Origin of the sequence: Curtobacterium flaccumfaciens UCD-AKU (assembly GCF_000349565.1) — a bacterium.
Taxonomy (GTDB): domain Bacteria; phylum Actinomycetota; class Actinomycetes; order Actinomycetales; family Microbacteriaceae; genus Curtobacterium; species Curtobacterium poinsettiae.
Map to the genome: position 1 here is coordinate 50,733 of NZ_APJN01000081.1, position 21,582 is coordinate 72,314.

Here is a 21,582-nt window from a genome sequence, read left to right on the forward strand (position 1 = left end):
GCAGCCCGCACGACGATCGGAGCCCTGTGGTGTCTGCTGCGAACGGCCGGCCCGGCAACGGTGCTCCGGAACCCCTGCGCATCGTGTTCTCGTTCCCACGGGGACGCGGACACCTCGCACCGATGCTGCCGCTCGCCCGCGCGGCCAGCACTGCCGGACACCGGACGGCCCTGAGCGGCGCACGCGAGGCAGTCCTCGAACAGACCGGCTTCTCGCACCGGCAACCGCGGGACGTGGAGCTGCCGGCGAGCAGGCCGGGCACCGGCACCCTGACCCCGATCGACCCGAGCACGGTGCTCACCCGCGTCCCCCAGGTGTTCCTGGGGGACGCGGCCGCCGGTGCCGTCGTCGACGTCGGACGACTGGTCACACGGTGGACCGCTGACCTCGTGGTCTGCGGGGAGTTCGACTTCGGCGCGATGACCGCCGCCGAACGAGCCGGGGTGCCGTGCGTGGTGGTCCTGGCCTTCGCCTCGGCCGGCGGGACCTGGCGCGAAGCGGTGCGAGAGCCGCTCGAGGCGCTCCGTCGACGCGCGGGACTCGGGCCCGACCCGGAGCAGCACATGCTCGGCGGCGCGCTCACCGTCGTCCCGTTCCCGGCGTCGATGCGATCCGGGCGCGAGCTGCGTGGCCCGGTGATCCGGATGCGACCGGACACCTGGTCGTCACCCCCGTCGGACGCCGCGGCGTGGTTGGCCGCCGGCGACGGACCCCGCGTCTACGTCACGCTCGGCACCGAGTTCAACACGAAGTCCGGCGACCTGTTCGCTCGGCTGATCGACGCGCTCGCCACCCTGCCTGCGCGGATCCTCGTGACGACCGGACCCTGGGTCGACCCGACGACCTTCCCGGTGCCGGCGGGTCCGGGGACGATCCGGGTCGAGCAGTACGTGCCGCAGGACTCGGTGCTCGGGCTCGTGGACCTGGTCGTGAACCACGGCGGATCCGGATCGGTGACCGGGGCGCTCGCGCACGGGGTGCCCCTGCTGGTCCTGCCGCTCGGTGCGGACCAGTTGCCGAACGGCGGCTGCGTCGAGGCCCTGGGCGCCGGACTCGTCCTCGACGCCGCGACGGCGACCGCGGAGGACATCCGCACCACCGCGTCGCGGCTCCTGACCGACCCGGCGTTCCGCGTCGCCGCCGGACGGATCCGGACCGAGATCGCTGCCGGCGAGACCCCGGCCGTCGTGCTGGACGCCGTCGAGCGCCTGGTCGGTGGGTGAGCGCGCACCGCGGTGACGAGCGCCGATCAGCCCGATGCTCGGCGCACCAGGCACGTGTGAGGACGGCGTCTCGCCCGTCCTTCGGAAGGATGCACTCCCCTTCCGCTCGGCCCGCTCGTTGCACCGGGCCAACAGGTTGGGTCCGAGAGTCCCCGATTCGACCCTCACACGGCGCGAGGGCAGAACGTGGAGCCCGTCAGCAACCACTACGACGCCTTTGCGATGAGCCCGGTCCCCGCTCCCAGCCCTGACGCCGTCGCTGCCAGCGAGGTCGCCGCTGTGGTGCGTTTGGCGCCCCTTCACCGGGCATTTTTGCGGGACAGGCATGCGGCAACACCCCCGGTCAGGCGGCAGTACACAACAGAGGCTGTCGAAGGCGGCAACTGTCATGGAGCGGTGAACCACCGCCTTACGGGCACGTTCTGCCGCCCGCCAGACACACCACTATTTGTCGTAGACCGGTACGGAAGGAAGACCTCGGTCAGCTCGGGCACGATCAACGATGGACTGGATGACTGCCGTCTTGGCTGCGTTATACGAAGCTCCGCGCTGCTGAGCTCCCTCTGCGGCAGCAACTTTCGCCGCCTCGTAACGCCTCATGTCCTCGGGGTGGTTGAGGAGCCAATCCCGCAAGATGCGCTGGTTGTTGTGCTCCCATTCGTCTGCCGTGAAGAAGTGCGCGATACGAAGTCTTCGCCCGTCGCGCTCGAAGACCATCACGGGATGGGAACGCACGCTGCTTCCAAGTTCCCATCCGCCAGCTTCCAAGCGCTGGCGGTGGGCCTCGAAGTCCGCGCCGTCGCAGACCCGGACTGCAAGATCGATGATTGGCTTCGCGGCCAGACCAGGAACAGAGGTCGAGCCGATGTGCTCGACGAGCCAAACACTGTTCCCCAGCTTCTGGATCTCCTCAGCGGCAGCCTCGAATTGGTGTGGCCAGGACGGATCGTACGGAACGAGCACAGTTCGCACTCTAGATCCCGCTGCCGTCGAGCCGCTGCCCGGCCACCGATCGGTCTGCGGGACGATCAGCGACCGAACTTGCCGGTGGTTCGCTTGGACTCCGATCGATCGAGCTGGTGCAGCTCATTCCGAGAGTGCCCGACCGCGGCCATGGCCTCCTTGATGCGCGCGAGCGACAGGTCTGCGGCGGCCGCTTGTTCCAACAGCCGCGGCATCATCTCGTCGCTCTGGCCGTTGCGATCCCACCCGTTGTTGCCGATGAAGTGCAGCGTCTCGAGAAGGTCGCGCTGCTGGTTGGTGAAACCGATCCAAGAGAGATCAGCAGGAGGGGTCGTCATGACTCGATTCTGCTGGTCCACTCCGGTGTTCGATGACCGATCGTCCACCGGACACTCCGAGATCTGCGCCAGCCCCCCCCCGGAATCCGTCTGTGGGCAGCTTCGCTCCGTGTCGTCGGAATCGCTTCCTTCGGTGTCGGGACGTCACGGGTGCGCGAGACGGCTCGCGTGACGAGGGGTTCGGGTGCATACTGGTGGTGTCTTCGGACCCGGTAGTGGGGCTTGCCGGACCCAACCTCGACAGTTGTCGACAACAGTCCCTATCTCAGCTGGTCGCGTTTCTGCGCGCCTGAGGTAGGGAGTGTCATGACAGCACCAATAGGTACCGGACCGGTCGTCGTCGGTGTCCTACCCGGCCTCGCGCCGGCGGTGATCGAGGTTGCGTCGTCCATCGCGCGGCGCTTCGGTACGACGCTGGTGTGCGTCAGCGTGGATGCGTCGCTCATCGATGCCGGTACGCGCTCGGACGGGTCGGTGATGGCGGAACCGATCGACCCTGACACCGCTGACACGACACCGCAGGGCTTGTCTGACAGTGACGAGGCGGCAGTACGTGCTGCCGCAACGACCTACGGCGTCGACGTCACGTTCGTTGCCGGTGTCGGGGATCCGAGCCGGGCATTGTCGCAGGTGGCCGAAGACCGCGACGCGGCGATGCTGGTCGTCGGGGCCAGGACGGGAGCGGGTCGAATCGCGGAGTTCTTCACGGGGTCGGTCGCGGCACGACTGACCCATCGCCAGCACCGTTCAGTGCTCGTGGTGCCCGTTGATCCGGTCGGGTTCGATGCCCCGCTGCCGTGGGACACCCCGTGACCGGCCAGCTTGTTCTGCTCCGCCACGGACAGAGCACTGCGAACGATGCCGGCACCTTCACCGGCTTGCGAGACGTCGCGCTGACCGAACAGGGCACCGCCGAAGCGAATCGGGCTGGGTTGCTGCTCCTGCATGCGGGCATCCGACCGGACCTCGTGCTCACGTCGACGCTCGAGCGGGCGCTCCACACGGCGGAGCTCGTCACCGACGTCGTCGGACGTGATGCGCCGATCGAGTCGTCGTGGCGGTTGAACGAGCGGAACTACGGCGCACTCACCGGCATGTCCAAGCAGAGTACGCAAGCGGCGTTGGGGGCGGAGCAGTTCTTCGCTGTTCGCCGGACCCGCACGGGTCGGCCGCCACGCATGTCGATCCGCGCGTGGTTGGCGCTCCGGCGGACGCCGGCGCTTCGTGGACTGCCGTGGGCGGCAGTTCGTCGAACCGAGACACTGTCCGACGTCATCCTCCGGGTCCGACCCGTCCTGTCGGACCGAATCACCCCGGCACTCCGCGACGGGCAGACAGTGCTCGTCGTCGCGCACGGCAACTCATTGCGGGCACTGTGTGCCTGCATGGACGGCCTGACCGACGGTGAGCTCGCGGACCTGAACCTCCCCACGGGCGAACCCCTGGTCTACCGGTTCGACGGCGACGGTGGGTTCTGTCCGCGGGGTGGGGAGTACCTGCATCCGGCAGCACGAGCAGCAGCGGCAGCGGTCGCTGCGGAAGGTGGAACATGACCTCCAGAACGGACACGGACCTGCCCGATGGGCAGCTCCCGCCCGACCCGGACATCGACGCCGATGACCCGGAACGTATCGCCAGGCCAGTGCATCTGCGGTGGCGGTACCTCGGTGTCGTCGCACTCGGCGGCGCCATCGGTACCGCCGCACGTGACGGACTCAGCACCGCGTTCCCCGCTCAGCACGGGGTGTCCTGGGCGATCTTCTGGATCAACATCGCCGGCGCGCTCCTACTCGGTGTGCTGCTGGAACACCTCGCGCATCGCGGACCTGACGAAGGGCGCCGCCGGGCACTGCGCCTGCTTCTGGGAACCGGTGTCCTCGGCGGGTTCACCACCTACAGCACCCTCGCGACCAGCACCGCGGTGTTGTTCCTCGCCGGCCGCGGGTTGTCCGGCACCGGGTACGGGCTCCTGACGGTCCTGGCCGGCGCGATCGCCACCGGGAGCGGCCTCGCGATCGCGGGCTTGGTCCGACCGAACGGAGCCACATCATGAGCGCCCTGGCATTCCTCAGCGTCGCTGTCGCTGGCGGCGTCGGCGCGGCCGCACGGTTCTTCGTGGATGGTGCGATCAACCGGGGTCGGCAGTTCCGGCTCCCGGTCGGGACGCTGACGATCAACATCACCGGCTCGTTCCTGCTGGGCTTGATCACCGGCGCCGCCGGTCACCTCGGCGCTACCCCCGTCGCGCTGCTCGGAACCGGGCTCATGGGTGGCTACACCACGTTCAGCACCGCCAGCTTCGAGACCGTCCGCCTCGCACGCACCGGCCGCACCACCGCGGCTGCCGTGAACGGGCTCGGGATGCTCGTCGTCTCCGTCGCCGCAGCCGCCGGGGGCGTCACCCTCGGCACCCTCACTTGACCATCCGACTGGGAGAAGAACAGCTCATGCACTTCGACATCACGATCGAGATCCCCCGCGGCAGCGGCAACAAGTACGAGGTCGACCACGCCACCGGACGGATCCGCCTGGACCGGGCGGTGTTCACCAGCATGGTGTTCCCGCAGGACTACGGCTCGATCGACGACACGCTCGGCGATGACGGCGACCCCCTCGACGCACTCGTGCTGCTGCCCCGGCCCACGTTCCCCGGCGTCGTCGTCGACGTCCGCCCGGTCGGGATGCTCCGCATGGTCGACGAGAACGGCGGCGATGACAAGATCCTCACCGTCCCCGCCGGAGACGTCCGCTTCGACCACGTCCAGGACATCTCCGACGTCGCCGAGCCGGTCTTGGCGGAGATCGAGCACTTCTTCGCCCACTACAAGGAGATCGAGCACGGCAAGCACGTCACCACCAGCGGGTGGGCGAACCGTGTCGACGCCGAAGCCATCATCCGCTCCGCACAGGAACGGTTCACCCCGCACCCCTGACCGGCACCCGCGCACCATCCAGTGCGCGCCCTGAACCGCCGTGGGGAGGCAACTGGCGCCCAGTGATCGCCAGGAGGTCGTCCCTCCGCCTCCCCGCGGCCCACACCAGCACGACCAACCCGAAAGGCGACAACCGCCATGAACGACTACATCAGCAACGTCCACCACACCACCCACCATCAGGGCGAGTACGTGACCCACACCAGCCGCCCCGTCACCATCAGAAGCCTGCACGGCTCCCGGATCCTCGACTCCCGCGGCTGCCCGACGATCCAGGTGCGTCTCGAGCTCGAGGACGGCACCGTCGTCACCGGTGACGCCCCCGCAGGCGCATCGACCGGCGCGCATGAGGCTGTCGAGCTTCGCGACGGCGGCAGCAGCTACGGCGGCCGCGACGTGAGCCAGGCGCTGCACCTCATCGCGACGGACGTCGCACCGATGATCACCGGTCAGTCGTGGACCTCGATCGGGCAGGTCGACGCCGCCCTCGCTGCCCTCGACGGCACCCCGAACTACCGCCGGCTCGGTGCGAACAGTGTCGTCGCGACGTCGATCGCCCTGGCACGCGCTCTCGCCGCCGCAGCGGAGCTGCCGCTCTGGCGTTGGATCGCAGACGTCACCGGCAGCACGCCCCGCCTGCCCGTCCCGCACTTCAACGTGCTCAACGGCGGAGCGCACGCAGCGAATGCGCTCGACTTCCAGGAGTTCATGATCGCCCCGGTGAACGCCGACACCATGACCGACGCGGTTCGGATCGGGTCGGACGTGTACCACGCACTGGCGGCACTGGTCCGGGAACGGTTCGGCAGTCTCGGTCTCGGGGACGAAGGCGGCTTCGCCCCATCGATCGCCGCGCCCGAGGAGGCCCTCGACCTCCTCGTCGCCGCGATCAGTGCCGCTGGCTACGAGCCCGGCGTCGACACCGTCGCGATCGCACTCGACCCGGCGGCGAACGAGTTCGCGCTCGGCGACGGTAGCTACCGGGTCGTGGATCGCCGTCTCGACCGCGCAGGCATGGTCGACTACTACCGCGACCTCACCAGCCGGTATCCGATCCGGAGCATCGAAGACGGCTTCTCCGAAGATGACCACGGCGGCTGGAAGGCGATGTCGTCCGCGCTCGGCGGCATGCTCCAGATCGTCGGCGACGATCTCTACGTCACCGATCCACAGCGCATCCGCGACGGCGGGAAGGACGGGCTCTCGAACGCAGCGCTCATCAAGCCGAACCAGATCGGCACCGTCTCCCAGACCCTCGACGCGATCGGCGTCGCACGCTCGCTCGGGATGCGGAGCATGGTGTCGCACCGGTCCGGAGAGACCACCGACACGTTCATCGCGGACCTCGTCGTCGGCACCGGAACCGGGCAGATCAAGTCAGGCGCCCCCGCCCGCGGAGAACGCGTCGCGAAGTACAACCGGCTCACCGAGATCGCGGAGAACAATCCGGAGCTGCCCTACGGGCTGCGCTGACCCCGACCGGTCACCTCGTGGGCGACGCGCAGGAAAGCAGAAACAGCTGGCTGGGGCTCTCCCGACCAGATCGCCCGCAACGGCCGGGCAAGTGGCGCTCCAGAGAGCGGGACCCGCACCAGCGACCCGTCGTTGATGTCGGCGGCGACCGTGCGAAGGCTCATCACCGCCGGTGCAATCCCAGCCTGCGCGTTCGCCCGGATGATGCTCGTGGTCTCCAGCACCGCGGCCGGAACCGACATGTTCAAACCGGCCTCCCTGAGCCATGCGGCGAGGGTCGCGCGAGTCCCGGAACCTTCTTCCCGCAGGAGCAGAGCCGTCGCCGCCAGGACCTCCGCACTGATCCCGGTCGACCGAGCCCAGGGATGGCCCGGCGCAACGACGACCGCGAGCTCATCGTCCGCGATCACCTGCGCGGACACACCTGCTGCCGTCACCGGGGTTTCCGTGAACCCGAGGTTCGCGCCACCCGACTGCACGAGGTCCGTCACCGCGGCGGAGTTGCCCGCGATCAAACGCACCCGCACGTCGGGTTCACGGCGTCGGAATTCGAGCAGCCAGCCCGGCAGCAGCAGCTCCGCGATCGTCTGTGACGCTGCGACGACGAGCGAACCCGTGGGAGCCCGCAGCGCAGCCACTCCTGCCTCGAGGTGGCGAGACCCGTCGAGGACCGGTCCGGCCAGCCCGACGACGAGCCGGCCGGTCTCGGTCAGCACCGACCCCGTGGTCGAGCGGTGCACCAACAAGTGGCCGACCATGCGCTCGGCGACCCGGATCCGAGCAGACACTGCCTGTTGCGTGACGCCGAGCGCTCCAGCGGCAGCGGAGAAGGAGCCGGTCTCGGCGACGCATGCGAGCGCGTCGAGTGTGTCGAGGTCGAACGTTCGGTCCGTGAGTCGCCGTAGTGCCACAACCAACGATTGTGCCCCGCCAAGAGGTTCCCGGTACCGCCAGAGGCAGGATTCGCGCAGGCTTGGCCCATGACAACGCTCCGCACCGACCCTGCACCCGCGAACGGTAGCCAGCTGCCCCAACGGCCGCAGACGACGTTGTTCCGTGACCTGGAGCGGCCAGGCCTGATCGTGTCGAATCTCACACCGAACTGGTTCGCATCAATCATGGGCACTGGGATCGTCGCTGTCGCAGCTGCGTCACTCCCACTGCAGTTCCCCGGTCTGCGCATCGCGGCGACGGTCGTGTGGGCGATCGCCGCGGTGCTCCTCGTCGCCCTCACGATCGCGACGGTGCTGCACTGGATCCGCTACCGGAGCACCGCAGCCAGGCACCACCTCAACCCGGTCATCTCCCACTTCTACGGCGCACCACCGATGGCGTTCCTCACCGTCGGCGCCGGGACACTCCTGCTCGGCAAGGACTGGGTCGGCCTGCCCGCCGCCGTCACCATCGACTGGGTCCTGTGGACCATCGGCACCATCGGAGGGCTGCTCACGGCAGTCCTGGTGCCGTACCTGGCGTTCATCCGCCACGAGAACAAGCCCGACTCCGCGTTCGGCGGCTGGCTGATGCCCATCGTCCCGCCGATGGTGTCCGCCTCCACCGGCGCCCTGCTGCTGCCGTACGCTCCCGCCGGACAGGCGCGGGAGACGCTGCTGTGGTCCTGCTACGGCTTCTTCGGGCTCAGTCTCGTGACGTCGCTGGTCGTGATCACGCTGATCTGGAACCGGCTCGCGCACCACAAGGTCGGGGCCGCCGGCATGGTGCCGACCCTGTGGATCGTCCTCGGACCCGTCGGACAATCCATCACGGCGGTGAACCTCCTCGCATCGAACGCACCCACCGTCGTCGACGCATCCACCGCCCACGCGCTCCTCGTCGTGGCGCTGGTGTACGGGTTCGCGATGCTCGGCTTCGCGCTGCTGTGGACCGTCATCGCCCTCGCGGTCACCGTCCGGACCGCCCGCGAACACCTGCCGTTCAGCCTGACCTGGTGGTCGTTCACGTTCCCCGTCGGCACCTGCGTCACCGGACTCAACGGGCTCGCCCTGCACTCAGGCCTGACCGTCGTTGCCGTCCTCGCCGTCATCTACTACGCCGGCCTCGTCGCCGCATGGATCACCGTTGCCCTTCGCACCTTTCACGGATCCGTCATCCGTGGCACCCTGCTGGCACCGCCACAGCCGTCATGAGTACCCCCGAGGAACTCGCTGACGTTCGATCGCTGAACGGTCTTGCGGAGACGTGGCGGACCGCGCCCGACGGCAGCCGACGGTTCGTCCCGAGCTTCGACCCACGATCCGGCGGCAGATCCAGCCGCGTCCTGGTCCTGATGCAGTCGCCCGGCCCCCAGACCATCGCCGCAGCGCACGCAGCCATCTGCAGCGAGGACAACCCGGGCCCGACCGCGGCCGCGTTCCGAGCAGCCCGTATCGAGTCAGGGCTCGCACGCGGCGAGTACGTCCGCTGGAACCTCATCCCATGGGAACTGCCCGACCGCGTGCGACTCGCGGACGTCGACGAGGGGCGGCATGGCCTTGCCACACTGCTCGCGGCGCTGCCCGCTCTCACTGCGATCGTCACGTACGGGGCCGTCGCCCTCGACGGCGTCATGCGACACCTCACCCTGGACGAGCACCCCCGACTCCTCCCGGTCATCGCAGCACCACATCCGTCTCCCGCCAACGGCCGCCATCGCTCGGAACAACACTTCCGTTCCGTGCAAGCACTCCGGCTCGCCGCGCGAGCGCGACCCACGTAACAAACACCTCCGATTCCGCTGCACCGGAGCTTGAGCAGGTCGGAGCGTGGCTCAGACCGGCGTGTCTTGGAGCGAAACCCAGTTCCTGCATCCACGTGCCGCTACCGCGCCGGTCGGTCGAGTTTCGCTCCGTTCTCCTCACGGGTCACCTCCTCGGGTACGCGCGCGTGTCCACCACCGACCAGGACGCGTCGCTGTAGATCGATGTGCTCAACGCCGTCGGCTGCTGCCGCGTGTTCGTCGACACCATCTCCGGCTCGCTCCGACACCCGCCCGAGCTCGACAAGCTCCTCGACCAGCTCCGCGCCGGCGACACCCTCGTCGTCTGGCGGCTCGATCGGCAAGGTCGCTCCATCCGGCACCTCATCGACCACCTGCACGCCCTCGCTGAGCGCGGCAGCGGGCTCCGCTCGCTGCAGGAGACCATCGACACCACCTCGCCCGGCGGGCGGCTCGTGTTCCACGTCTTCGCCGCACTGGCGGAGTTCGAACGGGACCTCAGCAAGGAACGCACGAACGCCGGCCGTGCCGCCGCCCGAGCCCGCGGCCGGACCGGTGGCCGTCCGTCGCGGCTCTCCGTGGACCAGGTGCGCACCGCGCGCCGGCTCGACGAGCAGCAAGCGATGACCGTCGCGCAGATCGGCGACGTCCTCCGCGTCAGCCCCACCACCATCTACCGGGCTCTCGGCCGTCACACTGAACCAGTCACCGCGAGGCGGTCCAGGCCCGCACCCAACCTGTAGCCAGCGCTGGGACGCGCGCGACTGAGCCCGACACCGACCGCCGCGAAAACGACGACACAGAGCGAACCCGCTCACAGCCCGGAGGCCCCACCACGGCATGAGCCCTCAGCGCACCAGGCAGATCGTGCGGAAGTCGACGTCCGGACCGGGCCGCGTGTACGACGAGGTGCTCTCGAGCCAGTCGGCTGTGGGTGAGATCTGGTCGGGGACCAGGTCCGCCTCGGAGCGGGCACCGATGCCCTCGGACTCCCAGTACGAGCGGACGCGGTCCACGTCGCGGTTCGCACCCTCGATCATCGTGTGGTCCTCGGGCAGGAGCTCCTTGCCGTCGGCGTCGGTGTACTCCCCCGGGGCGTACCAGTACGTCCACCGCACCCCCTGGTGGGCGTTCGACAGCTTGCACTCCTCGCTGTACGCACCACCGGCTCGCTCACCATCGCGGTAGGCGGACTTCCGGTCGCCGCCGAGGATCCGCACGGTGCGGTCCCCGATCCGTTCGAGTGTGGCCCCGGCGTCGCCGTCGGCGAAGTGCCGCTCGGCGGCGGTCGCCGGCTGCGCCCTCTGCCGGGCGTCGGCGGCCATGCTCCGCACCTGTGACGTCAGGACCAGACCGTTCCACGGCACGGCGATGACCAGCACGACGATCGCCGCGACCACGGCGGCCAGCGAGTGCCGCCGTTCGCGCCGGCGAGCCCGGACCTGCACGACGAGCACCACCGCCGGGATCCCCACGGCCAGCGCGGCCCCGATCACCAGCCGGGTCAGCACGCCCCCTGGGCCGAGCCGGTCGTCCATCGACCCGAAGTCACGCTCCAGGTACGCCCCGATCTGGACCACCCAACTCACGACGAGCAGCACCGGCAACACGAGCGCGATGGCGATCGCGTTGCCCCGTCCCGTCGTCGGGCCCGTCCCGTGGTCGCGCCAGTCCTGCTGTTCCGTGCTCATGTCCGCCCCGCCCCCGTGGTGTCGGGACCATCCTGCCAGCAGAACGCACCACCGGCCCCGCGACCGTCGCCTCCGTTCCACCCCCGAAGCGGTGGTGCCGCAGCGGCACCGGTTGCTGCCAAGATGACCGACGTGACCACGACCACTCCCCACGCCGATCCCGACGCCGCTGCCGGCGACTTCGAAGGCGGATGGTTCTGCATCGACGACGACGTGGAGCACCTGGACTACCTGGTGTGGCGCCCCGCCACGGACACCGACGCCGCTGCTGCAGCCCCGGGCCCGGCCGCCGTCATCGTCGGCGGCGAACCGCGTGAGCACATCGGTTCGACGCTCCCGCTGGCGCAGCTGCCGGAACTCGACGCGGCACGTCAGCGCACCGTGCGGAAGCTCTGGAGCAGTCTGATCAACCTCGTCGTGGGCGCGATCGTCATCACGGTGCTCGAGCTGTCCGGGCTGCCCTGGCGAACGGATCTCGGCAGACAGCTCCTGATCGGACTCGGGACGATCCTGCCGACCACGTCGCTCTGCACCGCGATCTGGTGGCGCATCACCCGTGACCCCTCGGGCGCAGTCGTGCGCAAGATGGGCGGACACCGGACCCGCCAGCAGTACGACCAGCAGCGCGCCGTCCTCGACCGCTGACCGCGCCGCGGCCCCTCACCGAACCCGCGCCGTCGCCGTCACCGCGGCCGCACCCGCAGCACCCGCACCACCCGCAGCAGACTCCGGCTCCGACGACGGCCGGACCCCGCGCCCGGGCCGCAGCACCGCGTCCACCCGCTCACGGTCGAGCGCACCCTGCCACCGCGCCACCACCAGCGTCGCGACGCAGTTGCCGAGCAGGTTCACGCTCACCCGCATCGCGTCCATGATCCGGTCGGCGCCGAGCAGCAGCGCGACGCCCGCGACCGGGAACAGCCCGAGACTCGTCGCCGTCGCGGACAGCGCCAGGAACGACGACCCCGGCACCCCGGCCATGCCCTTCGACGTCAGCAGCAGCACCCCGAGCGCGGCGACCTGCTGCTCGAGCGTCAACGGCACCCCGAACGCCTGCGTCAGGAACAGCAGCGAGATCGACAGGTAGATCGCTGCCCCGTCCAGGTTGAACGAGTACCCCGTCGGCACGACGAGCCCGGCGACGCTCCGTGAGACGCCGACCTCGGTGAGCCGGGTGATCATCCGCGGCAGCACGGCCTCGGTCGACGCGGTGCCGAGGGCCAGCCCGAACTCGGCCCGGGTGTGCCACACGAACCGCCAGATCGGCACCCCGGACAGCAGCCGCCCACCGACGAGCAACGCCACGATGAACACCGCGGCGGCGCCGTAGCAGGCGGCGATGAGGAGTCCGTACGACCCCAGGGTGTCGACGCCGTACTGCCCCACCACGTACGCCATCGCGCCGAACGCACCGAGCGGCGACAGGCGCATGACCCAGCCCAGGATCCGGTAGACGACCTCGAGGCACAGGTCGAGCCCCCGGACCAGCGGCCGCGCACGCTCGCTCCCGATCGCGGCGATGGCCGCGCCGACGAACACCGCGAAGACGAGCACCTGCAGGATGTCGTTCGTCGCGAACGCGTTCACGACGCTCGACGGGATGAGGTCGAGGATGAAGGTGCCGGCGTCCGGAGCCGTGCCGCCCGCGGTCTTCGCCGCCACGGCCGAGGCGTCGAGCGACGACGGGTCGATCCGCAGGCCGGCGCCGGGGCGCACGAGGTTGCCGACCAGCAGACCGAACACGAGCGCACACGACGACGCGAGCAGGAAGTAGACCATCGCCTTGCCGGCGATCCGTCCCACCGACCGCAGGTCGCCGACGTGCACGATGCCGGTCACCACGACGATGAAGACGAGCGGCGCGATCACCATCTCGATCAGGCGGATGAACCCCTGCCCGACGACGTTGAGCACCGGCGCCGCGGCCGGGAAGCAGACCCCGACCGCGATGCCGAGGGCGACGCCGATCGCGATCTGCACGAACAGCGACTGGTACCAGCGAGCGGGGGCACGATCCGTGGTGGTGACGTCCATGCACCCACCCCACCGTGCGCGTGTTTCGACGACGTTGCGAGCCTGTTCCCACCTGACGCGCCCCACGCACGCCGAAACGGGCCGGAACAGGGCCCCGCGAACGCCGAAACAGGCCGGAACAAGGCCGCGCACGCCGAAGAACGGCCCCGCACGCCGAAACCGGGCCGTGGTCCGCCTCAGGTGCGCGTGACGACCGTCAGGGTGGGCCGGTGCCGGGCACCCGAGTGGTCCTCGGCCGTCAGCACGCTCCACGACCGGACGACACCGGCCGACGGACCGGCCGACGGACCGACCAGGGTGTGGTCGATCGGCATCGCCAGCCGCGGATCGAGCCACGTCGGCCACGTGCCGAGTGCCGCGGCGTGCACGGCCGACGCGGCGTCCCGGCACGACCCGAGGCGGCCGCCGTCGAAGCTGTCGACCGATCCGTTGAAGTCCCCCGACACGATGACGTCCGCGCCGCGGCCGCACTGCTCACCGATCCACCGTAGATCGGTCCGCCAGCCCGCCAGACCGCCGGGCAGCACCGGCTGCGGGGCGTGCACCGCGACGATCGTCGGGATCGACGGTCCGGACACCGTCATCGTCTTCACCGGGTCGACACCGGGACGCATCGACGCTCCGGAGGCCAGGTCGGCGCGGACGAGCACCGCCACCTGCGCGCCCTGCCGGCGCATGAACAGCCGCACCGGCCGACCGTGCTCGCCCATCGAACGCGCCACCGCGGCGGCAGCGCGTCGGTCCCCCGCGTCGGGCAGCACGACGACGTCCGCCCGTGCGGACAGCGCCGCCCGGGCGACACCCTGCGGACCGACGAGTCCCCCGTTGGTGTTCCACTCGAACACCCGGAGCGAGTCACCCGCACCGCTGACGGCCCCGACGTCCCACCCCCGCGCGCCGAGGACGGCCGTGTTGGCCACGGCGACGACGAGCACGACCACACCGACCGACGCGGCAACGAGTCGCACGCGACGCACGACGACGGCGACGAGCAGCAGCGAGAGGCCGACGGCGGCCAGCCCCACGGTCACGAGGGAACGTGCCGGCAGCACGGCGGCGAGCACCGGCGCTCGCCCGATCCCGAGCCACGGAGCGGTGACGAAGGCGACACCGACCAGCAGGGTCGCGACCACCACGGTGGTCCGGACAGCAGCCGCACGACGAGACACCCCTGGATCCTCGCGCACGGACCCCCTCGTCCGCCGGTGGACGGCGACGACGCGCTGAGGATCCTGCTGGGTCCCGGCACCGCAGCGGCGCGCTGCGCCAGCCCACGCCGTGGACCGCGTGACGACGGACGGGAGGCGCGACACCGGCCGGCACCGCGCCTCCCGTCCGCCACCGCGCACGTCGCGGGCCGCACGCGCGACCGCGGGCAGCTAGCTGCCGACCCCCTCGATGACGCCCCACGCGAGCACGCCGACCGTCACCAGGGTGCCGAGCACCGAGACGATCGCCGCGACGACGCCGAGCCGTCGCCCGCGACCCGGCCGCACGATCGCGACCACGGCCAGGATCGACGCGATGAACTGGAACGGCCACCCGAGCACGAACACCGACGGCCAGCAGCTGCAGTACAGGCCGGTCAGGGCGAAGAACAGCGCGAGCAGGGCGATGCCGAGCCGGTTCGCGCCGGCGTCGTCCGGCTCGCCGCCCACGCTGTCGGCGCCGTCGTCGAGCGGGCCGCCCGGGTACGGGTTGTCGGGCCGGAGCGCCTGCAGTGCCCGGATCCGCTCGGCGTCGAGCGCACCGTCGCGGGCACGGGCGGCATCGGCCAGCGCGAGGACGTCGTTGCCGTGCCCCGCGGCCTCGTGCTGGGCGACGGCCCACGCGAAGAGCGCGCGCTGTCGGGGGTCCGATCGGGTCGCCGCGTCGACCGCCCAGCCGAACGTGGTGAGGAAGAGCAGGCCGCCGAACGCGGTCAGGAGCCCGCGTCCCGGTTCGTCGGGATCCGCCAGGAAGAGCACGACGCTGCACGCCACCATCCCGACGCCGAGCAGGGCCGTCGCCCAGATCTGGCCGCGCCAGTAGCCGTTGCCCGAACTCGCCCCCGCGGGTGTGGTCATGCAGCGACCCTAACGCCCCGGTGCGGATGCTCGAGGACTCTCACCCATTCCCAGTCCGTGCCGCGCCACGCGCGTGCTCGCCGCACCTACGCTCCGAGCGTCCGGTCATCCCCAGCGTCGAAAAGCGGCCCCGTGTCCTCGTACCTGCTCTGTTCACCGCCCGTCTACGGCCACCTCGCGCCCCTCGTCGACGTCGGACGTGCCCTCGCGGTGCGCGGCCACGACATCACCGTGCTGACCGGCACCAAGTACCGCGAGCTCGTCGTCGGCGCGGGGCTCCGGTTCGCTGCGCTGCCGGCCGACGTCGACTTCGACGACGCCGACCTGCAGGAGCGGCTCGCCGACGCCAGTGCGGCACGCGGGATCGCGGTCGTCCGCGAGGGCATCATCGCCATGTTCGTCCGGGCGATCCCGTCGCAGTACCGGGAGCTGACGGCGCTGCTGGCAGCGGGGCGCTTCGACGCGGTGCTCGGCGAAGCGTCGTTCACCGGGCTCGCGCCGTACCTGGCCCTGCCGCCCGCGGAGCGTCTGCCCGTGCTCGGGATCGCGACCACCCCGGTGACGCTCACCAGCGTCGACGCGGCACCCTTCGGCACTGCGCTCCCCCCGGGTCGCGGGCCGGTGGCTCGCGCGCGCAACCGACTGCTCACGGCGGCGCTCCACCCCGTCCTCACCCGGCCGCTGCGTCGCGCGGTGGACGCCGTGCTCGCCGAGGTGGGGGCACCGCCGTCGACGATCGACACCTTCGACTTCGCGTACCGCGCGTTCGACACCCTGTTCCAGATGAGCGTCCGGGAGCTCGAGTACCCGCGCCGCGAGCTCCCGGACACGGTCCGGTTCGTCGGTCCGGTCGTGGCCCGTTCCGCGCCGACCTCCGCGGCCGACCTGCCCGCGTGGTGGGACGACCTGGACACCGACACCCCGGTGGTGCTCGTCACCCAGGGGACCATCGACACCGTCGACCTCGGCCGGCTCCTCGCGCCGACCCTGCGCGCCCTGGCGGACGAGGACGTCCTCGTCGTCGCGACCACGGGAGGCCGCCCGGTCGACCAGCTCGAGCGCGCACTCGGCACGGCCCTGCCCGCGAACGCCCGGGTGGCGACCTTCCTGCCCTACGACCAGCTGCTGCCGCGGTGCAGCGTCGTCGTGACGAACGGTGGGTTCGGCGGGGTGCAGCGCACCCTCGCGCACGGCGTCCCGCTCGTGGTGGCCGGGTCGACCGAGGACAAGCCGGAGGTCGCCGCCCGGGTGGCCTGGGCCGGGTGCGGGCGGAACCTGCGTTCCGGGACACCACGGCCTCGGGCGATCCGTCGGGCCGTCCTCGAGGTCCTCAGCACGTCGACCCACCGCGCCCGCAGCCGGCAGGTGGCGGCGTCGATCGCGGCCCTGCCGGACCCCGTCGACGTCATCGAGGCCGGGCTGGCGGCGGCCGTCGCCGCGGCCACCGCGGGCGGCACCCAGCGACGCTGACCCCGCCTGCCGGCCCACGTCGTGGGGCTGCACGGAGACGGACAGGAGGCGCGGTGCCGGCTGGCACCGCGCCTCCTGTCCGTCTCATCCCGCGTCGTCGGGCCCGGCGCCGACCCGCGGTGCCGCTGCGGACGCCGTCCGGATCCGGAGCGGCACCGTCCCGGCGACGTACCGGTCGTCGCCGGCCTCGAGCGGTCGGCCGTCCTCGGCGGTGCTCGACCGGCGGACCTGCAGGAGCGCCGCCCCGGGCCGCACCCCGAGGAGCGCGGCGTCGGCGTCGTCCGCCAGCAGCGCGTCCACGGTGGTGACGGCGGAGCCGACCCGGATGCCGAACCGGTCCTGCAGGGTCGCGGACACCGACGTCTGCCCGCCCGGGATCGTCCGGATGACCGCGGCGACCCACGGCGCGTAGGCGGTGCGCTCGAGCATGACGTCGACGCCGTCCAGGGAGCGCACCCGCGCGACGTGCAGGACGGGCTCGTCGGGCGCGGCGTGGAACAACCGCCGCTCGCTCATCGTGGCGGGGCGCTCCTCGACCGCCACCACCCGACCACCCGGCTCGTGTCCCCTGGCCCGGGCCAGCTGACCGAACGACTCGAGCGCGCCGGCGTCGTGGCCGAGCGTCGCGGTCCGGACACGCCAACGGGACCCCGGACGTGCCGTCAGCACCTGCCGGTCGCGGAGCAGACCGAGGGCGTTCCGCACGGTGCCGCGCGCCACCCCGTAGTCGGCGGCCAGGTCGTGCTCGCCCGGCAGGAGCCCGGTGGCGTCGAACTCACCGCGGAGCACCCGGTCGGCGAGGTCCTCGGCGAGGTCCCGGAACAGTGGTCGCACCCCGTGATCCTCCCCCGCCCCAGCTCCACCTGTCCAGGTGCGTCGGAGTTCTGGTGGCAGCCACCCTGAGATGACAGGGTCCTGCCACGGCGCACCTGGACAGGTCGATCCCGATTCCACCGGACGCGTTCACCCCGCTGCCACGACCGGGCCAGGCACGGTTCAGCGCACCTCGTTGTCATGCTGACGGGTGCTCTTCCCCCGCAGCGCCCGCACTCCCCACCGATCTGGAAGGCCCGCGATGAGCACGAGGAAGCCCGAACACGGCGCACCCGACGTCAGCCTGGACGCCGCACCACCGCTGACCCCGGACGCCGCGTACACCGCAGCGGTCCGCCCCGGTCTGAGCCGCCGCACGGTCCTGGTCGGCGGCGCGGCCGCGATCATGGCCGGCGTCGCCGCAGGCTCCGCGTTCGGACCGGGCGCGGCCGACCGTGCCAGCGCCGCGACCGCCCGTGCCGTCCCCACCGGCACGATCGCCGACGTCAAGCACGTCGTCGTGCTCATGCAGGAGAACCGGTCCTTCGACCACTACTACGGCACGATGCCCGGGGTCCGAGGGTTCTCCGACAAGCAGGCGCTCGAGCTGCCGACCGGACACGACGTCTTCCACCAGCCGGCAGCGGCCCGCACCGACGGCGGCGCCATGCTGCCGTTCCGGCTCGACACCACGCGGTTCAACGCGCAGAACGCCGACGGCCTCGACCACTCCTGGGGTGGCGGGCACACCGCGTGGAACGGCGGGGCCTGGAACCGGTGGGTCGACGCGAAGAGCGCCCAGACGATGGGCTACTTCACGAGCGAGGACATCCCCTACCAGCGCGCACTCGCCGGCGCCTTCACGGTCTGCGACGACTACCACTGCTCGCTCAACGGGCCGACGACGCCGAACCGCCTGTACCAGTGGTCCGGCACGATCGACCCCCGCGGCACCCAGGGCGGACCGGCGACCGACAACCCGGCGGACTACGAACCGGTGTTCGCCTGGACCACCTACGCCGAACGCCTGCAGGCTGCCGGGGTCACCTGGAAGACCTACGCCAACGACGAGGTCGGCGACAGCTCCGCCGACCCGTACGTCGGCGACTACGGCGACAACCCGCTCTGGCTGTTCGAGCAGTACCACCGCGCCCTCGCATCCTCGGACCCCGCCCAGCAGGAGCTCGCCGCGCGGGCCGGGCTGCACGACGGGTGGAAGCCGAACTCCGGCAAGGGCCTCGACGTCACCCACCTGCTCAGCCAGTTCGGGCAGGACTGCGCGACCAACAGCCTGCCCACCGTGTCGTACGTCGTCGCCCCCTACGGCTGGAGCGAGCACCCCGCGGCCAGCCCGGACTACGGCGCCCACTACACGAACGCCGTCGTGCAAGCACTCTTCAGCAACCCGGACACCTGGGCCTCGACCGTCCTGCTCGTCAACTACGACGAGAACGACGGCTACTTCGACCACGTCGTCCCCCCGTTCGCCGAACCGGGCACCCCGGACGAGTACGTCGACGGCCTGCCCATCGGCATGGGTGCCCGCGTGCCGATGACCGTGGTGTCCCCCTGGAGCCGTGGCGGGTGGGTCAACTCGCAGGTGGCGGACCACACCTCCGTGATCCAGTTCCTCGAACACGTCACGGGGGTCCGCGAGCCGAACATCTCCGACTGGCGACGGACAGTCTCCGGCGACCTGACCAGCTGCTTCGACTTCAGTGCCCCCGACCCGAGCATCCCGGGCGCCGACGTCGTCCCCGGCATCGAGCAGACCCGCGCGCTGGTCGCTGCCGCCGACGCCGACCAGGCCAAGCCGCCCATCGAGGAGCCCGCGATCGGCGCGCAGACGGTGCCCGTCCAGGAGCCCGGCACAGTCCGCCGTCGGAGCCTGCCCTACCGACAGCACGCGGACGCGACCGTCGACCACCGCACCGGTCGGGTCACCGTGGCGCTCGCGAACGACGGCCGCCAGGGCGTCAACTTCCTGGTGTACCCGAACACCGCGATGCCGTTCGCCGCCCACCCGAAGACCGTCCCCGTGGGAGCGAGCGCCGACTGGGTGTGGGACACCACGACGACCGGCGGCGCGTACGACGTCAGCGTCTACGGACCCGACCGGTTCCTCCGGCGCTTCGCCGGGACCGTCACGGTCGGCGGCCGGGCGACCGGTGGTGTCCCGCACGTCTCCGTCGTCCGGGACGCCCGCGGCCGGCGAACCCTGCAGCTCCTGCTCGAGAACACCGGCACGGGCGAACTCCGCTTCGAACTCGTGGCCAACGACTTCGTCGAGCACCGCGAGACCGCGCACGTCCGTGGGTCCGGGCACAAGACGATGCACTGGCCGCTCGACGAGTGGGGCTACTACGACGTGGTCGTCACCGCGGACGGTGTGCCCGGGTTCCGGTACCGGTTCGCCGGGCGCGCGGAGCGCTGACGCGAGCCGACCCGTGGGGATCGGCAGGGGCGGTCAGGCCGCGTCGACGACGAGACGGGAGGCCCGGTGCCAGCTGGCACCGGGCCTCCCGTCTCGTCTCGTGACCGTCTCACGTCCGTCCCGCGTGCCGTCTCGCTTGCTGTCTCACGCGTCGGCGGCGGTCCCGGCGGGTGCGACCGGAGCGACCGGTGTCGCGGCTTCGGCGTCGGCTTGCGCCGCCTGCCGGGCGAGCACCCGGTCCAGGAGGCGGTCGACGAACGGCAACCCGACGACGACCGCACCGACGACGGCCGCGACGGGGACGATCACCGTCCAGCCGCGCAGGGTCGAGTAGATGGTGGCACCGAGGAAGGCCCACACCACGATCGTGAGCGGCCGGACCGGGCCGACCGCCTCGTGCAGGGTCATCGCTTCGCCGAGGGCGGGCAGGGCACGCCGCCCACGCAGCGTCAGCACGACCCCGATCACCAGGAGAGCAAGACTCCGGACGACACCGACCCACGCAACGTCACTGCCCGGATCCGCCAGCACGCGCTGGACGAACACCACCGACCCCAGGAGCCCGGCGGCGAACACGAAGACGATCACGAGGACGGTCAGCAGTCGAAGGGAGCGGCGCACGAGGACTCAGCATAGGGACCCGTCGCGGCGACCCGTCGCACCGGTTCCGGTTCCGGTTCCGGTCCTAGGCGACGACCACCTTCGCGTTGACCAGGATGTCGTGCAGGTCCGGGCGGAGCGCTTCCTGCGACGTCGTCCGGACCTTCACGATGAGCGCGGCCCCGGGCTTCGCGAAGGCGCGCGCGACCGTCGCCGACCACGAACCGTCCGTGTTGTGCCCGGCGATCGACAGGAACTGCGCGGTCCCACCGGTCATCGTCGGCAGCAGCTGTTCCTCGAGCCGGTCGCCCGGGAGACCCGCCGCGGTGAACAGCTGCTCGGTGGCGGCGCGGTCCCCGATCGTCGGGTCGAGGTCGGTCAGCCGCTGCTGCGTGATGGTCGCCACGGAGCCGTCGGCGTTCGTGTACTCCCTGGACCCGCTGGTCTGGTCCTCGCCGGTCTGCTCCCAGCCGTCGAGTGCCGAGACCTCGAGCCCGAACGCGGGCAGGGTGCTCGACGAGAGCGCGGCGCCGTCCTCGAACGACAGGTCCTTCGTGGCAGCGTCGACGGTGGGTGCAGCCGACGGTGTCGGCGTCGGTGTCTGCGTGGGCGTCGACGACTGCGGGGCGGCCCGCTGCGTCCCCGGCGCCGTCGTGCCGGTGCCGGCGCAGCCGGAGAGTGCGAGCGCGACGATCGCCGCCGCTGTCCCCGCCGTGGTCATCCTGGATGTGATGGACATGTGGTTCCCCCTCGGATCCCGCCGTGCGCCCCGTGCACCGGTCGGTCCGACTCGGAGCCTACGGGTCCGATCGACGGCGCGCCGCTCGG

23 protein-coding genes are annotated in these 21,582 nt (G+C 71.2%); 13 read left to right on the forward strand and 10 right to left on the reverse strand.

Translation table 11 applies throughout. From position 1 onward, the window contains the following. Positions 1 to 29: 29 nt before the first annotated feature. Positions 30 to 1,223 carry a glycosyltransferase gene (locus tag H489_RS21365; protein ID WP_051067346.1) on the forward strand — a complete coding sequence of 398 codons (1,194 nt, stop codon included), beginning with the start codon at positions 30 to 32 and terminating at the stop codon, positions 1,221 to 1,223. Between the two features lie 444 nt (positions 1,224 to 1,667). Here the strand turns inward: H489_RS21365 and H489_RS37240 are convergent, their stop codons facing one another. Together H489_RS37240 and H489_RS21370 are read right to left on the reverse strand one after the other, a co-directional pair. Next, positions 1,668 to 2,186 (reverse strand): GrpB family protein, encoded by a 519-nt coding sequence (locus H489_RS37240; RefSeq protein ID WP_161598062.1) that lies wholly within the window; start codon positions 2,184 to 2,186, stop codon positions 1,668 to 1,670. Positions 2,187 to 2,251: 65 nt separating this feature from the next. Further along, on the reverse strand, positions 2,252 to 2,524 hold the full coding sequence (locus H489_RS21370) for a hypothetical protein (RefSeq protein ID WP_152427132.1): 273 nt from the start codon (positions 2,522 to 2,524) through the stop codon (positions 2,252 to 2,254). Between the two features lie 306 nt (positions 2,525 to 2,830). On the opposite strand from H489_RS21370, the gene H489_RS21375 reads away from it, so the two are divergent. The 6 genes from H489_RS21375 to eno all read left to right on the forward strand — a co-directional run bounded on the left by H489_RS21375 (position 2,831) and on the right by eno (position 6,930). Further along, positions 2,831 to 3,337 carry a universal stress protein gene (locus H489_RS21375; protein ID WP_031259090.1) on the forward strand — a complete coding sequence of 169 codons (507 nt, stop codon included), beginning with the start codon at positions 2,831 to 2,833 and terminating at the stop codon, positions 3,335 to 3,337. Beyond that, a complete protein-coding gene (locus tag H489_RS21380) occupies positions 3,322 to 4,077 on the forward strand; it encodes a 2,3-bisphosphoglycerate-dependent phosphoglycerate mutase (protein WP_017885692.1) in 756 nt (251 codons plus the stop codon). Before H489_RS21375 ends, H489_RS21380 begins: the two co-directional genes overlap by 16 nt. Beyond that, positions 4,074 to 4,577: a FluC/FEX family fluoride channel gene (locus tag H489_RS21385; protein WP_175470743.1), complete on the forward strand. Its 504-nt coding sequence runs from the start codon at positions 4,074 to 4,076 to the stop codon at positions 4,575 to 4,577. The genes H489_RS21380 and H489_RS21385 overlap by 4 nt, the downstream gene beginning before the upstream one ends. Further along, positions 4,574 to 4,945 (forward strand): fluoride efflux transporter FluC, encoded by a 372-nt coding sequence (locus H489_RS21390; protein WP_017885694.1) that lies wholly within the window; start codon positions 4,574 to 4,576, stop codon positions 4,943 to 4,945. Before H489_RS21385 ends, H489_RS21390 begins: the two co-directional genes overlap by 4 nt. Positions 4,946 to 4,971: 26 nt before the next feature. Continuing rightward, positions 4,972 to 5,457 (forward strand): inorganic diphosphatase, encoded by a 486-nt coding sequence (locus H489_RS21395; RefSeq protein WP_017885695.1) that lies wholly within the window; start codon positions 4,972 to 4,974, stop codon positions 5,455 to 5,457. 138 nt (positions 5,458 to 5,595) lie between these two features. Further along, positions 5,596 to 6,930 (forward strand): phosphopyruvate hydratase, encoded by a 1,335-nt coding sequence (gene eno / locus H489_RS21400; RefSeq protein ID WP_017885696.1) that lies wholly within the window; start codon positions 5,596 to 5,598, stop codon positions 6,928 to 6,930. Here eno and H489_RS21405 read toward each other — a convergent pair. Continuing rightward, positions 6,915 to 7,841, reverse strand: coding sequence for a LysR substrate-binding domain-containing protein (locus H489_RS21405; protein WP_017885697.1), 927 nt, complete (start codon positions 7,839 to 7,841; stop codon positions 6,915 to 6,917). The two genes, eno and H489_RS21405, sit on opposite strands and share 16 nt — an antisense overlap. A 207-nt stretch (positions 7,842 to 8,048) precedes the next feature. Between H489_RS21405 and H489_RS21410 the strand changes: the two genes are divergently transcribed. The 3 genes from H489_RS21410 to H489_RS21420 all read left to right on the forward strand — a co-directional run bounded on the left by H489_RS21410 (position 8,049) and on the right by H489_RS21420 (position 10,389). Next, complete coding sequence (locus H489_RS21410) at positions 8,049 to 9,077, forward strand: TDT family transporter (protein ID WP_017885698.1); 1,029 nt, start codon at positions 8,049 to 8,051, stop codon at positions 9,075 to 9,077. Further along, the gene (locus H489_RS21415) at positions 9,074 to 9,646 is read left to right on the forward strand and encodes a uracil-DNA glycosylase (protein WP_031259094.1); all 573 of its coding nucleotides are present in this window, start codon (positions 9,074 to 9,076) and stop codon (positions 9,644 to 9,646) included. Before H489_RS21410 ends, H489_RS21415 begins: the two co-directional genes overlap by 4 nt. 206 nt (positions 9,647 to 9,852) lie before the next feature. Continuing rightward, positions 9,853 to 10,389: a recombinase family protein gene (locus H489_RS21420; protein ID WP_017885700.1), complete on the forward strand. Its 537-nt coding sequence runs from the start codon at positions 9,853 to 9,855 to the stop codon at positions 10,387 to 10,389. 105 nt (positions 10,390 to 10,494) lie between these two features. Here the strand turns inward: H489_RS21420 and H489_RS21425 are convergent, their stop codons facing one another. Next, positions 10,495 to 11,337 carry a hypothetical protein gene (locus tag H489_RS21425; RefSeq protein ID WP_017885701.1) on the reverse strand — a complete coding sequence of 281 codons (843 nt, stop codon included), beginning with the start codon at positions 11,335 to 11,337 and terminating at the stop codon, positions 10,495 to 10,497. 132 nt (positions 11,338 to 11,469) lie between these two features. On the opposite strand from H489_RS21425, the gene H489_RS21430 reads away from it, so the two are divergent. Further along, the gene (locus tag H489_RS21430; protein ID WP_152427133.1) at positions 11,470 to 11,982 is read left to right on the forward strand and encodes a hypothetical protein; all 513 of its coding nucleotides are present in this window, start codon (positions 11,470 to 11,472) and stop codon (positions 11,980 to 11,982) included. Between the two features lie 15 nt (positions 11,983 to 11,997). On the opposite strand, the gene H489_RS21435 is transcribed toward H489_RS21430, so the two are convergent. The 3 genes from H489_RS21435 to H489_RS21445 all read right to left on the reverse strand — a co-directional run bounded on the left by H489_RS21435 (position 11,998) and on the right by H489_RS21445 (position 15,437). Beyond that, entirely contained in the window at positions 11,998 to 13,371 is a 1,374-nt protein-coding gene (locus tag H489_RS21435) for a C4-dicarboxylate transporter DctA (protein WP_017885703.1), read from the reverse strand. 176 nt (positions 13,372 to 13,547) lie between these two features. After that, complete coding sequence (locus H489_RS21440; RefSeq protein ID WP_152427134.1) at positions 13,548 to 14,540, reverse strand: endonuclease/exonuclease/phosphatase family protein; 993 nt, start codon at positions 14,538 to 14,540, stop codon at positions 13,548 to 13,550. Positions 14,541 to 14,750: 210 nt separating this feature from the next. After that, on the reverse strand, positions 14,751 to 15,437 hold the full coding sequence (locus H489_RS21445) for a hypothetical protein (protein WP_017885705.1): 687 nt from the start codon (positions 15,435 to 15,437) through the stop codon (positions 14,751 to 14,753). 132 nt (positions 15,438 to 15,569) lie between these two features. On the opposite strand from H489_RS21445, the gene H489_RS21450 reads away from it, so the two are divergent. Then, the gene (locus tag H489_RS21450) at positions 15,570 to 16,907 is read left to right on the forward strand and encodes a nucleotide disphospho-sugar-binding domain-containing protein (protein ID WP_017885706.1); all 1,338 of its coding nucleotides are present in this window, start codon (positions 15,570 to 15,572) and stop codon (positions 16,905 to 16,907) included. 84 nt (positions 16,908 to 16,991) lie between these two features. Here the strand turns inward: H489_RS21450 and H489_RS21455 are convergent, their stop codons facing one another. After that, the gene (locus tag H489_RS21455; RefSeq protein WP_017885707.1) at positions 16,992 to 17,741 is read right to left on the reverse strand and encodes a GntR family transcriptional regulator; all 750 of its coding nucleotides are present in this window, start codon (positions 17,739 to 17,741) and stop codon (positions 16,992 to 16,994) included. Between the two features lie 241 nt (positions 17,742 to 17,982). Between H489_RS21455 and H489_RS21460 the strand changes: the two genes are divergently transcribed. Beyond that, positions 17,983 to 20,154 carry a phosphocholine-specific phospholipase C gene (locus H489_RS21460; RefSeq protein ID WP_017885708.1) on the forward strand — a complete coding sequence of 724 codons (2,172 nt, stop codon included), beginning with the start codon at positions 17,983 to 17,985 and terminating at the stop codon, positions 20,152 to 20,154. A 144-nt stretch (positions 20,155 to 20,298) separates the two neighbouring features. Here H489_RS21460 and H489_RS21465 read toward each other — a convergent pair whose 3' ends face one another. Continuing rightward, positions 20,299 to 20,775 (reverse strand): hypothetical protein, encoded by a 477-nt coding sequence (locus H489_RS21465; RefSeq protein WP_017885709.1) that lies wholly within the window; start codon positions 20,773 to 20,775, stop codon positions 20,299 to 20,301. A 64-nt stretch (positions 20,776 to 20,839) separates the two neighbouring features. Beyond that, positions 20,840 to 21,493, reverse strand: a complete 654-nt coding sequence (locus H489_RS21470; protein ID WP_152427135.1) for a hypothetical protein — start codon at positions 21,491 to 21,493, stop codon at positions 20,840 to 20,842. Between the last annotated feature and the right edge of the window lie 89 nt (positions 21,494 to 21,582).

Excerpts from the sequence above, each read along its gene's own strand:
- H489_RS21370 (WP_152427132.1), bottom strand. The coding sequence starts at position 2,524 with ATGACGACCCCTCCTGCTGATCTCTCTTGGATCGGTTTCACCAACCAG.
- H489_RS21375 (WP_031259090.1), top strand. The coding sequence starts at position 2,831 with ATGACAGCACCAATAGGTACCGGACCGGTCGTCGTCGGTGTCCTACCC.
- H489_RS21385 (WP_175470743.1), top strand. The coding sequence starts at position 4,074 with ATGACCTCCAGAACGGACACGGACCTGCCCGATGGGCAGCTCCCGCCC.
- H489_RS21390 (WP_017885694.1), top strand. The coding sequence starts at position 4,574 with ATGAGCGCCCTGGCATTCCTCAGCGTCGCTGTCGCTGGCGGCGTCGGC.
- H489_RS21395 (WP_017885695.1), top strand. The coding sequence starts at position 4,972 with ATGCACTTCGACATCACGATCGAGATCCCCCGCGGCAGCGGCAACAAG.
- eno (WP_017885696.1), top strand. The coding sequence starts at position 5,596 with ATGAACGACTACATCAGCAACGTCCACCACACCACCCACCATCAGGGC.
- H489_RS21410 (WP_017885698.1), top strand. The coding sequence starts at position 8,049 with ATGGGCACTGGGATCGTCGCTGTCGCAGCTGCGTCACTCCCACTGCAG.
- H489_RS21415 (WP_031259094.1), top strand. The coding sequence starts at position 9,074 with ATGAGTACCCCCGAGGAACTCGCTGACGTTCGATCGCTGAACGGTCTT.
- H489_RS21425 (WP_017885701.1), bottom strand. The coding sequence starts at position 11,337 with ATGAGCACGGAACAGCAGGACTGGCGCGACCACGGGACGGGCCCGACG.
- H489_RS21435 (WP_017885703.1), bottom strand. The coding sequence starts at position 13,371 with ATGGACGTCACCACCACGGATCGTGCCCCCGCTCGCTGGTACCAGTCG.
- H489_RS21445 (WP_017885705.1), bottom strand. The coding sequence starts at position 15,437 with ATGACCACACCCGCGGGGGCGAGTTCGGGCAACGGCTACTGGCGCGGC.
- H489_RS21460 (WP_017885708.1), top strand. The coding sequence starts at position 17,983 with ATGAGCACGAGGAAGCCCGAACACGGCGCACCCGACGTCAGCCTGGAC.
- H489_RS21470 (WP_152427135.1), bottom strand. The coding sequence starts at position 21,493 with ATGTCCATCACATCCAGGATGACCACGGCGGGGACAGCGGCGGCGATC.